The 12,432-nt window shown below is 58.1% G+C and carries 12 protein-coding genes; 4 read left to right on the top strand and 8 right to left on the bottom strand.

The features are described 5' to 3' along the window. The first annotated feature begins 4 nt into the window (after window positions 1–4). Window positions 5–1,825 carry a M3 family oligoendopeptidase gene (locus ACR0NT_RS02285; RefSeq protein ID WP_170671061.1) on the top strand — a complete coding sequence of 607 codons (1,821 nt, stop codon included), beginning with the start codon at window positions 5–7 and terminating at the stop codon, window positions 1,823–1,825. A gap of 57 nt (window positions 1,826–1,882) precedes the next feature. On the opposite strand, the gene ACR0NT_RS02290 is transcribed toward ACR0NT_RS02285, so the two are convergent. The 4 genes from ACR0NT_RS02290 to ACR0NT_RS02305 form a co-directional block, all read right to left on the bottom strand. Next, complete coding sequence (locus ACR0NT_RS02290; protein ID WP_170701528.1) at window positions 1,883–2,554, bottom strand: Crp/Fnr family transcriptional regulator; 672 nt, start codon at window positions 2,552–2,554, stop codon at window positions 1,883–1,885. Between the two features lie 552 nt (window positions 2,555–3,106). Then, window positions 3,107–3,982, bottom strand: coding sequence for a DMT family transporter (locus ACR0NT_RS02295; protein ID WP_170671057.1), 876 nt, complete (start codon window positions 3,980–3,982; stop codon window positions 3,107–3,109). A gap of 13 nt (window positions 3,983–3,995) precedes the next feature. Continuing rightward, window positions 3,996–4,265, bottom strand: a complete 270-nt coding sequence (locus tag ACR0NT_RS02300) for a DksA/TraR family C4-type zinc finger protein (protein ID WP_170441909.1) — start codon at window positions 4,263–4,265, stop codon at window positions 3,996–3,998. A gap of 59 nt (window positions 4,266–4,324) precedes the next feature. Further along, window positions 4,325–5,299, bottom strand: coding sequence for a Gfo/Idh/MocA family protein (locus ACR0NT_RS02305; protein ID WP_170671055.1), 975 nt, complete (start codon window positions 5,297–5,299; stop codon window positions 4,325–4,327). A gap of 152 nt (window positions 5,300–5,451) precedes the next feature. Between ACR0NT_RS02305 and ACR0NT_RS02310 the strand changes: the two genes are divergently transcribed. Further along, window positions 5,452–6,630 carry a membrane dipeptidase gene (locus ACR0NT_RS02310; protein ID WP_170671053.1) on the top strand — a complete coding sequence of 393 codons (1,179 nt, stop codon included), beginning with the start codon at window positions 5,452–5,454 and terminating at the stop codon, window positions 6,628–6,630. A 206-nt stretch (window positions 6,631–6,836) separates the two neighbouring features. Then, window positions 6,837–7,916, top strand: a complete 1,080-nt coding sequence (locus ACR0NT_RS02315; RefSeq protein ID WP_170671051.1) for a fasciclin domain-containing protein — start codon at window positions 6,837–6,839, stop codon at window positions 7,914–7,916. 48 nt (window positions 7,917–7,964) lie between these two features. Here ACR0NT_RS02315 and rpoH read toward each other — a convergent pair whose 3' ends face one another. After that, window positions 7,965–8,861 carry an RNA polymerase sigma factor RpoH gene (gene rpoH, locus ACR0NT_RS02320; protein ID WP_170441897.1) on the bottom strand — a complete coding sequence of 299 codons (897 nt, stop codon included), beginning with the start codon at window positions 8,859–8,861 and terminating at the stop codon, window positions 7,965–7,967. A gap of 146 nt (window positions 8,862–9,007) precedes the next feature. Next, window positions 9,008–10,042, bottom strand: coding sequence for an RluA family pseudouridine synthase (locus tag ACR0NT_RS02325; RefSeq protein WP_170671050.1), 1,035 nt, complete (start codon window positions 10,040–10,042; stop codon window positions 9,008–9,010). Here ACR0NT_RS02325 and ACR0NT_RS02330 point away from each other — a divergent pair. Further along, the gene (locus ACR0NT_RS02330; RefSeq protein ID WP_170671047.1) at window positions 10,041–10,346 is read left to right on the top strand and encodes a DUF6476 family protein; all 306 of its coding nucleotides are present in this window, start codon (window positions 10,041–10,043) and stop codon (window positions 10,344–10,346) included. The two genes, ACR0NT_RS02325 and ACR0NT_RS02330, sit on opposite strands and share 2 nt — an antisense overlap. 3 nt (window positions 10,347–10,349) lie before the next feature. Here ACR0NT_RS02330 and ACR0NT_RS02335 read toward each other — a convergent pair whose 3' ends face one another. Together ACR0NT_RS02335 and ACR0NT_RS02340 are read right to left on the bottom strand one after the other, a co-directional pair. Then, window positions 10,350–11,333, bottom strand: coding sequence for a hypothetical protein (locus ACR0NT_RS02335; protein WP_170671045.1), 984 nt, complete (start codon window positions 11,331–11,333; stop codon window positions 10,350–10,352). 31 nt (window positions 11,334–11,364) lie between these two features. Next, window positions 11,365–12,363, bottom strand: a complete 999-nt coding sequence (locus ACR0NT_RS02340) for a glycosyltransferase family 2 protein (RefSeq protein ID WP_480442567.1) — start codon at window positions 12,361–12,363, stop codon at window positions 11,365–11,367. Window positions 12,364–12,432 lie beyond the last annotated feature (69 nt).

Raw genomic sequence — 12,432 nt, forward strand, 5'->3', positions numbered from 1 at the left:
ATCCATGCGCGACCTTCCCTTTCCCGTCCGTGACGCAAACGCAGCCGGAGGCGCCGGCAATCTTGGCAACCTGCCGGAATGGGATCTGACCGATCTTTACAGCTCGGAAGAAGCGCCAGAACTGGACCGCGATCTGGACTGGCTTGAGGGCGAATGCGCCGCCTTCGCCGCCGATTACGAAGGCAAGCTGGCTGATCTGGATGCTGTTGGCCTTCTGACCTGCGTCCAGCGCAACGAAAAGATCAACTCTATTGCCGGGCGCATCATGTCGTTCGCGGGCCTGCGCTATTACCAGCTGACCACCGATGCCGAGCGCGCCAAGTTCCTGTCGGACATGCAGGAAAAGATCACGGTCTTCACCACGCCGCTGGTGTTCTTCACACTGGAAATCAACTGCATCGACGATGACGCGCTGAAAGCCCATTTCGACACCAATGCAGATTTGGCGCGGTACGAGCCTGTGTTCCGCCGCATTCGCGCGATGAAGCCTTATCAACTGTCCGATGAGTTGGAAAAATTCCTGCATGATCTGGGTGTTGTCGGCGACGCGTGGGAACGTTTGTTCGACGAAACCATTGCCGGGCTGACCTTTGAGGTCGACGGCGAAGAGCTGAACATCGAAGGCACCCTGAACCTGCTGACGGAACAGGATCGCAGCAAACGTGAAGCTGCCTCGCGCGAGTTGGCTGCTGTGTTTCAGGACAACATCAAGACCTTCGCCCGTGTCCACAACACCCAAGCCAAGGAAAAGGAAATCGTCGACCGCTGGCGCAACATGCCGACTGCGCAAACCGGTCGCCACCTGTCGAACGACGTCGAACCCGAGGTGGTCGAAGCCCTGCGCGAGGCCGTCGTGGCCGCCTACCCCAAGCTCAGCCATCGTTATTACGAGCTGAAACGCAAATGGCTGGGGCTGGACGTGATGCAGGTCTGGGACCGCAACGCCCCCCTGCCGATGGAAGACACCCGCGTCGTCGGTTGGGACGAGGCCGAAAAAACCGTGATGGATGCCTATAACGCCTTTGATCCTCGCATGGGTGAGATCGCTGCACCGTTCTTTTCGAAAGGCTGGATCGATGCTGCGGTGAAACCGGGCAAGGCTCCGGGCGCGTTCGCGCATCCGACCGTGACCGACGTGCACCCCTACGTGATGCTCAACTATCTGGGCAAACCGCGCGACGTGATGACCCTGGCGCATGAGCTGGGCCACGGCGTTCACCAGGTACTGGCCGCCGATCAGGGCGAGATGCTGTCCTCAACCCCGCTGACACTGGCCGAAACCGCCTCGGTTTTTGGCGAGATGCTGACCTTCCGCAAGATGCTGGATCAGGCCGAAACCCCGGAACAGCGCAAGGTTCTGCTGGCCGGTAAAGTCGAGGACATGATCAACACGGTGGTCCGCCAGATCGCCTTTTACGACTTTGAATGCAAACTGCACGCCGCCCGCCGCGAAGGGGAACTGACCCCGGACGACATCAACGCCCTGTGGATGAGCGTTCAGGCCGAAAGCCTTGGCCCGGCATTCGAATTCATGGAAGGGTATGAGACCTTCTGGGCCTATATCCCACACTTCGTCCACTCGCCCTTCTACGTCTATGCCTATGCGTTTGGAGACGGCTTGGTGAACGCGTTGTATTCGGTCTACGCAAGCGGATCGGAAGGGTTCGAGGACAAGTATTTCGAGATGCTGCGCGCAGGTGGGTCGAAGCATCACAAGGAGCTGCTGGCACCGTTCGGGCTGGACGCAAGTGATCCCAAGTTCTGGGACAAGGGCCTGTCGATGATCTCGGGCTTCATCGACCAGTTGGAAGCGATGGAAGAATAAACCCCAGATTCTCAAGCAAATCTACGACGCGCCCGGATACGCTTCGGGCGCGTTTTGTTATGCGACAACGCTTCTGAGCCGCTCGAGATCATGAATGATGACGGATTTGTATTCACTCTCAACGCCGATATGGCGCAGCTTGCCAAACGCACGTGACAGGCTCTCTGGCTTCATCCCAAGCATCGAGGCCAGAACGACCTTGTCGAACGGCAACTCAAGCCTGCTTTGACCGCCCTGTTTGCCGGACAACCGAACCAGAAAATTGCACAAGCGTTCATAGCCGGTCAGAACCTTCAGCTCTTCCACCTCATGCATCATCTCGTGCAAATGGGATGACGCCGCCGACAGCACAGCCACGGCGATCTCATGCATTGCGTTGTGACAGGCGCACACAGCCGAGATATCAAGAAACAGAATTTCGCAATCCGAGACGGCCTCGACATTGGCTGCACTTGGCGCACCACGCAGCGCCCAGATTTCATCAAAGCTCTGCCCGCTTGTAAGCATCGCCAACATTGCCTCGTGGCCCGACGGCGAAACCCGGTAAAGCTTGACCCACCCCTCCAAAACGATCTTCAAAGTTCGACACGGTTCATCCTGCAAACAGATCGTCTGGCCTCGAGTAAAAGACTTCTTTTGAGCACGAGATAACAGGCATTTGCGCACTTTCGGCGACAGTTGCTCTAACAAGGGGCTGGACTGTTGGTAGTCGTGGCTAAAGTCAAACATGGCGGCTTCCGGCTGAGAACAAAACCGTGCTAGCGGAAACAAAAAAACATTAGTTTGATATGGATCAATTTTTAACCAATTGTAATCTTAAGATAAATTCACAATCCGGAATATAACCGCATAAAAATTGAGCAGAAAGTGAACCCAAAAAAACAGCTATTTCAGTTGGCTACCCTTTGATCGTTGCCGGTTTTTCAACCCCGGAATCGTGCTACGCCATCACGTTTCTGTGGACCGTCCGGGCACAACATAACGCCCAATAAGACTAGTCGCCGCTTATCGGGAATCGGCATTTCACACTCGGTGCAATGGGTCAGAGTTTCCCCTATGAGGCGTTTTGTGACTGCACCGGAGCTGTTCCCCGGACATGGACGCCTGTGCCTGTTCACGTAACCCACCCACCCGCTGGCCATGGGCTACTCTTCTGAGCTCGAAGCATCACAAGAAACTGCTAGCGCCGATCGAGCTGAACACAAGCGATCCCAAATTCCGGGCCAGGGCCCCTCGATGATATCGGGCATCATCGACGGGCTGGGTGTAGTGCAAAGGGGATCACTTTTGGCTTTTGGTCGTCAGGAATACGGCGGCCACGATCAACACGGCTCCGAGCGCTGCAATCGGTGTGATGGCCGCCCCCAGAAACAGGGCCGAGTTGATGAAGGTGAACACGACGGATGCAGCAAACATCAACGTCGCGGTCAGCGTCGACACCCGCGCGGCGGCCTCATACCAAAGATAGTAGGCCAGCGCGGTTGGCAGCACCCCCAGCAAAAGCAGGAAAACCATGTCATCGACCGTTGGCACCTGCATTGAGAACAGGGCCAGAGGCAGCAACAACACGCCTGAGCATGTGAAGATGCCAAACAGGAAATTCAACCGTTCCCCCGTCGATTCCGAATTGCGCATCGCCCGGCTGCTGGAGATCAGAAACACCGCCCAGCTGAGCCCCGCGCCGATTTCCAGAAGATCGCCGAACAAGGGTTCTCCGCCCCCCTGAAAATCTTGGTAGACGGTCAGAAAAACACCCAGAATGGCCAAGCCGGTGGCCAGAACGTCAGTGCGAGTGACCGGCGTGTCTGCAAAGAAATACAAGAACACCAGAACAAAAAACGGTGCTGTGTTCTCTAGCACCATCGCATTTGCGGCACCGGTATGCTCGAGCCCGATATGGAACAGAATATAATTGACTACGGTGGACAAAACAGCCAGTCGAAAGTTCCAGTCCCCCAGCCGGATCGACACGGAAACCCGCATCACCCGCAGCATGCAATAGATCGCCAGAGCCGCGATAAACAGGCGCGTAACGGCGATTTGCAGCCCACCCAGATCGCTGGTCAGATACCGGACAATGACACTGTGCGTACCCCACAGGAATGCAGCGAGAAACCCAAGAACCAGACCGTTTTGCAGCAGGTTGGCTTTCGGCATCCCTCTGCCCCGGTTATTTCAACTGACTGTCTTTGGAGCCGCGCCGATTGATACCTGCACGATTTTTGTAGGTCCCATCGCGCTCTTGCTGGCAATCGAGGCACAGCTTGACGCCCGGCAAGGCCAGCCGCCGTTTTTCGGGGATCGGCTCTTCACACTCGGCGCAATGGGTCAGGCTGTCCCCGACGGGGCGCTTTTGCGCCTGCATCCGGGCCAGTTCGTCCGATATAGACGCCTCAATCTGTTCACTCACCGCGCCATCGCGCGCCCAACCGCCTGCCATGGGCCTCTCTCCTGATCAGGTGCCCGACAGGTTAGCGCGACGGCGCAGGACGTGGCAAGTCAGAGGGGCAAAGCCCCGTCCAGAACCCGATCAATCATTTCCTGCGTCCCGCGCGAGAATTCCAAGGGGCACGGATACTCTGCCCCTTCACGTACCGAACGGCCGAATGCTTCGACCTGCAGCTTGTAGTGATCGTCGCCCGGAAAGCGTGTGACCTGAAGCTCAAGCCCCGGGCGGTGCAACTCGACCCGTGCTTCGCCAAAGACCCGCGCGTTGAACGGCGCGGTCAGGCGGATCACACCGCCTTCGCCGTGGAACACCATTTCCTGATGCGGGTGCATCCGGATCGAGACATAGCTGGAATACGTAAAACCCGGAAACTGCGCGCGAATTTCGGTGAATGTGTCGATCCCGTCCTCCCACCGGATCGCTGAGTCGACCTGCACCGGTTCCTGCCCGGTCGCAAACCGCGCGCCGCCAATCACGTATACGCCGATATCCCGCAACCCTCCGCCGCCGGTTTCTGCACGGTTGCGGATGTTCGTGGTATCTGCGCGATTGTCAAAACTGAACGCACCGGTCACATGCACCAGCTTACCGATGGCCCCGTCTTCGATCAGCTTTCGCACCAACTGCCACTGCGGGTGATGCACAATCATATAGGCCTCGGCCGCCAGTAGCCCGGTCTCATCCCGCTTTTGGATCAGTGACGCGAACTCGGCCGCCGTCATGGCCATGGGCTTTTCGCACAGCACATGCTTGCCCGCGTCCATCGCCTTGAGGGCCCATTCCACATGCAGGTGATTGGGCAGCGGGATGTAGACGGCTTCGATCTGAGGATCGGCCAGCAAAGCCTCATAGCTGTCATAGATCGTCAGGTCGGGGCAAAAAGCTTGGAACGGTTCGGCCTTGTCTGCGCTTGACGTCGCCAGCCCTGCCAGACGTGCGCCATTGGCCGCATGGATCGCCGGCGCCATGAATTGGCGCGCAAATTTGGCGGCGCCCAGAACACCCCATTGAACTGGTTTTTGCATATGTCCCTCCGACATGGGTGAATAAGGGTGTAATTCGACGGTTATCGCTAACAACCCTTTTTCGCCCTTCTAGCAACCCGCCGACGTTAAGTCAGGCTTTTATCTGCACCGAACCGCCCTAATCTGCTCTCATCAGTCGAGAGGGAGTGAGAATGAAGAGGGTCTTCAAATGGATAGGCGGGCTGCTTGTGCTTGCCGTGATCATCGGTGCGGTGGTGTTTTTTGGGTTTCTACCGCCCTACATCGAAGCAAAGCGCAACAATGTGATCGATCATACCCCCTTTGACGTATCCGGTGACGCCGCCGCATTGCACGAGACCCTGATTGTCGGCGACCTGCACGCAGACCCGCTGTTGTGGAGCCGTGATCTGACCGAACGCGGCACACGGGGTCAGGTCGATATCCCCCGCCTGATCGAAGGCAACGTTGCTCTGCAAGTCTTTACCGCCGTAACCAAATCCCCGGCCGGGCATAACTATGAGGCAAACTCGGCTGAGGCGTTCGACAACATCACCCTTTTGGCAATCGGGCAGCTTTGGCCCCTGCGCACCTGGGACAGCCTGAAAGAGCGCGCCGTCTATCAAGCCGAAAAGTTGCACCAATTCGAGGCAGCCTCGGATGGGCGCTTGAAGGTTGTCAAAACTCAGGCCGATCTGGACGCTGTTTTGTCCGCACGTGCAACAGGTCAACCGGTTGTCGGTGGCATTCTTGGCATCGAAGGCGCACACGCGCTGGAAGGCGACCTGAGCAATCTGGACACGCTGTTCGATGCCGGGCACCGCGTCTTTGGACTACACCACTTTTTCGACAATGAATTGGGCGGGTCGCTGCATGGGTTTGGCGACACTGGCTTGACCGATTTCGGCCGTCAGGTCGTCACCGAACTGGCTCAGCGCCCTGTGGTCATCGACCTTGCGCATTCCAGCCCACAGGTCGCCCGGGAAGTGATTGCCATGACCGACGTTCCCCTGATTGTCAGCCACGGCGGCCTGCGCGGGTTCTGCCCCGTCAAGCGTAACTTTCCGGACGATCTGATGCAGGATATCGCCGCAACCGGAGGCGTCATCGGCATGGGCTATTGGGCGGATGTGACCTGCGGCGATTTCACTCCGACGGGTATCGCCAAGATGATCAAGGCCGCGATCAAGACCGTGGGCGAGGATCACGTATCGCTGGGGTCGGACTATGACGGCTCGGTCGAGACAGCATTTGATACCTCGGAGCTGGCCGCTTTGACATCGGCCTTGCTGGCGCAGGGTCTGACCGAAACGCAGGTTCGCAAGGTGATGGGTGAGAATATGGTGCGCGTCTTCAGGCAACAATTGCACTAAGTGAAACCTGCACCATAACCGCATGATTTCACTGTTGGGTTTACCGCTTTATTGGGCGGCTTCACGCCCGATTCAAATCGCGACATCCGAATTTCGTGATCCGTTTTCCGACCACCCCCGTACCAATTGTATCGCCGGTGGGAAGTTGTGCCCTTGCAGGCCCTTCCCCAACCAATGGCGACAAACAGGGTGGGAGATGAACCGAAATGCCAGACATGACAGACGGACCAACGATCACGGAACGCGTTATTCAAATCAGCGGGGACCCGGGGACATTCGACAACAACGGAGGCGATTTCGACATCCTCCGCGAAGCCGTTATCGCGGCAGGACTTGCTGGAACATTGGACAGCGACGCGGTCGATCTGACCGTGTTTGCGCCGACCGACGCAGCCTTCGTAGCCTTGGCTCAGGCCTTGGGCTATGGCGGCTCGGATGAGGCCGGAGCGCTTGGGCACATCGTGAAGGCACTGACACTGCTGGGCGGCGGTGATCCCCTGCCCTTGTTGACCAACATCCTCAAATATCACGTCGTCGACGGATCATTTACCAAAGAAGCCGTTGTCGGTCTTGGGGACGGCGCCCAGATCGAAACCTTATTGGGAACAAGTCTGGAACTGAACCTGCTGAGCAACCCTCCAAGCCTCGAAGACGCGGACCCCGGCATTGCGGACCCGGGGCTGATTGCCTTCGACGTCGAGGCCTCGAACGGGATCATCCACGTCCTTGACGGCGTGCTGCTGCCAGTCTCGGTAACCGGCATTCTGGGGCAGAAGAACACGGATTTCATCATTGGCGACGACTCGGACGAGTTTCACTTTACCGGACGCGGTCAGGACTTTGTCCATGGCGGTGGTGGCAATGACTTCATCATCGCCGGGCGCGGCAACGATGTTGCCTTGGGCGGCAGCGGACATGACATCATGTTCGGCGGTCGCGGCAAGGATATCCTGCGCGGTGACGAAGGCGATGACTCCATCTTTGGCGGTCGCGGCAAGGATTTGATCGATGGCGGAGCCGGAGATGATTTTCTGATCGGCGGACGCGGGCATGACATCTTCTTCTTTGACGATGGCGACGGAGAGGACCTCATCCTCGACTTCAAGGTCGGCAAGGACAAGATCGACCTCAGCGCCTATGACGGCATTCACAGCTTCGAGGACATCGAAGACCACATCTCGGGCGGGTTCTACAGCACAACGATCGAGTTGGCGGATGGCGACAGCATAGACCTGATCGGCGTTCGGGCAGGGCAGTTGTCCGAAAGCGATTTCATCTTCGCCTAACGAAAAAAGCCCGCTATTCAAGGCGGGCTGTCTCAGCTTGGGCAGGTCTCAGACCGTGCCCAGCATTCCTTTTTCACGCGCCAGTTCACGCATCTTTTTCTGCAGCTTCTCGAAGGCACGCACCTCGATCTGGCGAATGCGCTCGCGGCTTACATTGTACTGCGTGCTCAGCTCTTCCAGCGTGACGGGCTGATCCATCAGACGGCGCTGAGTCAGGATGTCTTTTTCCCGATCATTCAGCACGTCCAGCGCGGCCGCCAGCAACTCGCGCCGCGCGTCCAGTTCGTCGCGCGCCTCGTAATCGCCGGCCTGGTCGGCATCTTCATCCTCAAGCCAGTCCTGCCACTGCATCGTGCCTTCGCCCTCGGACCCAACGGTCGCGTTCAGCGAGGCATCGCCGCCGGACATCCGGCGGTTCATGCTGATGACTTCTTCTTCGGTCACGCCCAGATCTTCGGCAATCTGTTTGACGTTCTCTGGGCGCAGATCACCCTCTTCCAGAGCACCAATGCGGGCCTTGGCTTTGCGCAGGTTAAAGAACAGCTTTTTCTGCGCCGATGTCGTGCCCAGTTTCACCATCGACCATGACCGCAGGACGTACTCCTGGATCGAGGCACGAATCCACCACATTGCATAGGTCGCCAACCGGAAGCCCTTTTCCGGGTCGAACTTTTTGACCGCCTGCATCAGCCCCACATTGGCCTCGGAAATCACCTCGGCCTGAGGCAAACCATAGCCGCGATAGCCCATGGCGATCTTGGCAGCCAATCGCAGATGCGAAGTGACCATTTTATGCGCGGCTTCAGTATCTTGCTCTTCCACCCAACGCTTGGCGAGCATGTACTCTTCTTCCGGTTCCAGCAGCGGGAACTTGCGAATTTCCTGCATATAGCGGTTCAGACCGCCTTCCGGCGTCGGTGCGGGGAGATTTGCGTAATTTGCCATGTTTCATGTCCCTCCGACAAATGTTTAAGTCGTTAACATAGGATATGGGAATCCGTACCGACTCGTTCAAGAGGTACCGTTAACAGTTTGGAATTAACGTTAGATAAAGGAAATCTAAGAAAGCCTTATTCACGCAACTTTGCGCATTATGTCAGCGGCACGCGCAACTGTTCAATCAGTTTTTGCATGTCGTCTGGCAACTCAGCCTCAAAACGCAGGTTTTCTCCCGTTACCGGGTGTTCAAAGCCCAAAACGGCAGCATGAAGCGCTTGGCGCGGAAAGGTACGGACAGCCTCGGCGGTTGCAACACTGAACGCTTTGGCCGCCAATTTTCGCTTCCCCCCATAAACCGGGTCTCCCACCAGACCATGCCCCGCATGGGCCATGTGAACACGAATCTGGTGCGTGCGGCCGGTTTCCAGCCAGCATTCGATCAACGCCAGCCCGGCCGGGTTGCCAAACGCCTCAACCACGCGTTCTCGCGTCACGGCATGGCGGCCACCGTGAAACAGCACCGCTTGACGTTGCCGGTCGGTCTTGTGACGCGCAAGCTGAGTGGTCAGGCGCATGATGTTGCCGGGCTCAAAGCTGACGCCTTTTACCCCGCGCAGACGGGGGTCATTGGCGTCGGGCACGCCATAGCAGATGGCCCGGTAATACCGCTCGACTGTGTGCGCCTCGAACTGGGCCGCAAGCCCGTGATGCGCTGCATCCGATTTGGCAACGACCAGCAGGCCGCTGGTTTCCTTGTCGATGCGATGCACGATGCCGGGGCGTTTCACCCCACCGACGCCGGACAGGTCATCGCCGCAATGATGCAGCAGCGCGTTTACCAGCGTCCCGTTCGGCGAACCTGGCGCGGGATGCACAACCATGCCCGCCGGTTTGTTGATGACGATCAGGTCGGCGTCCTCGAAGACGACCTCCAGCGGGATGTCTTCAGGGCCGATATGGCTGTCTTCAGCTTCACCCACGGTGATCGTCACTGTGGCGCCTTCGGCAACTTTGGCCTTGGGATCGCGCGCCTGCGCCCCGTTAATCAGCACCGCGCCTTCGTCAATCAACCTGGTCAGCCGCGTACGCGACAGGTTTTCCTCGGCTGGCACATCGCGCGAAAGCGCCTTATCAAGGCGTGGCGGCGGATCGGCCGCAATCTGAAACTCAATCTGACGGGTGCCCATGACTGTCCCTTCCGAACCCCAAGAACCGCAGGAAACGCCACAGCTTCGCCTGCTGCGGAGGATGGTCATGCTGCTGACCGCGGTGATGATTGGCGGGGTTCTAGTGACATTCGCACTGATTGTCATCCGGCTATCGGACAGGACCCCCACCCTGCCCGATCAGGTCGAACTGCCCGACGGCGCCACGGCGCAGGCCGTGACCATCGGCAACAACTGGTACGCGGTGGTGACGGACGACAACCGCATTCTGATCTTTGACAAGACAACCGGCCGCCAGCGTCAGGAAATTACCGTCCAGCCCTGACGCTCAGTTTTCCAACGCCATGCGGAACACGATTTCGGACGCGCGGCGCAGCGCGTCATATTCCTGCGCCGTGTCACGGCGGAATTTCTGATCGTCTTCGCTCAGCTCAACAGGGTCGAACAACTGAGGCCGCTCGGGGAAAAACTCCTGCTGGAATGGCATATCGTGGCGGGCAACGAATTCGTCCAGCCAGGCCCGTTCATCCGGTTCCAAAACGTCGAACCGCCGGATCATGACCGGTTCTTCGACTACGCGCCTACGCAGACGGCGGCTTGCCTGTCGGCCCAGCGCCCGTGTCACAATGCCAAAGGCCTCGCTGGCGGCCCGTGACTGAGACGGGTTCGAGGGCCGGTCAGCCACCCCGCCATCGGGCAAAGACACGCCGATATGCGACATGAAATCATCAACGACATTCCCCTGCACCATCTGAGAACGATCATACAGGAGCGGCGAAACGGCGACCCCCGGAAACGCCTGACGGATTCGATCCAATTTTGCCGAGAAACTGTAGATACCGGGGTCAGCCTTGATCCTGTCCAACAAGTTGCGGACATAGTCGGTTGCGCTGCCCCCCAACCGGCCGTTCTTGGCGCGTTGCTTGTAATCCGCCTCAAGAAAATCAGAATACCTGCGGCAATAATAGGTGATCCGCAACTCGCGCGATGGGATTTCCGCAAAGACCTGCGCCAGCTTGGTCAGATCACAGTTATAGAACATCTCGGACGAAACCAGACAGGCCTGATCTCTGTGCGCCTCGTATTCGATAGCCATAGCCTCGCGAAACATGTCCATCGGCTGATTGGTCTGGTTCATGTGGAAGGCAATGATGTTGTGGCTTATCGCAAGACGCCCCTGCCCTTCATGGCGCCGCCGTCCGGTTTCCATATAGCGCAGCCCCACATCGGCAAGCAGAGCCCTGTTCTGCTGCACAAAGCCCTGAAGCGCGGTCGTGCCGGTCTTGGGCATACCCAAATGCAGCCAGAGCATCAGATGCCTCCTGTTTCAGATGTGGTCCCGCTCATTCGTTTAGACTGGCCGCAAAATCCGCCGTCATCCGCTGCATCAGCTCCTGCATGTCGGGCTGTTCGCGAAGTTGCGCAATCTTCTGTCTGTGCAGGTCACAGGACATGTGGTGCAGCCGGGCTGTCTCGGGGTCCGCGAGCAATTCGTAGTACTGCTCACGCTTGCGGTCGAGGATGGCATCGATTGAACCGTCTTCCTCGGCGTTGTGGTTCATCATGTCCCAATACTCCATGCCAAGGCTTTCCCCCGTATGGTGGGCACGACCGCGCAGTTTCTTGACCAGATAGCTTTCGCAGGATTTCAGCGCATAGTGGTTGATCTGCACCAGATCATAGCCAATGGAATCCCGCGCAGAACGCCAACTGCCGGTAAAGTACCGGTCCGGCATCAACTGCCCCGATCCGTTGTACCAATGGCATTCCTCCATGGACTCGACCGTGGGTCGCTTTGGCCGGTGAACCCCCAGCGTGTCCCAAAGCTCGCGCCGGAACATCGTCTTGAAACCCCAAGCCTGCGGCGGGCGAGATTTTTGCTGCGGCGCCGCGCGCCGGAACTGATCCGACAGGAACCGGTCTTCGTACCGCACGACACCCGCATTCCCGAACAGACGCCATGTCATCGATATCATTTTGGCATCCGGCACTGCATCAGTCAGCGCCCGCAGCGTGCTGTCCCCGGTCTTGACGTTGATGTGTTCGTCGGCATCGATCACAACCACCCAGTCTTGGGGCCGCGCGATCTCCATCTTCAGGAATTTTCTATAGGCCCGTTTCTGCGGGTTGCTCTGGCGGCGTGCATTGTTGTCGACATGGGTCAGGATGCCCCTTTCATCCAGCCGCTTTAGCAGCGCATCCGTGCCATCGGTGCAGTCATTGGTCATCACGACAATCTGGTCGATACCGATCGCACGGCAATGGGCCACCCACTCCAGCACAAAGGGACCCTCGTTTTTCATCGGGGTCACGCTGATGTATCGGGGATCGTGGTCGGACACTTACTCGCCTCGTGTTTTACCGCTTATTGAACTTGCGCCCAAAATCCTGCGGTTTTCGCTCGGGCCACA

Source organism: Ruegeria sp. AB10 (genome assembly GCF_056542745.1).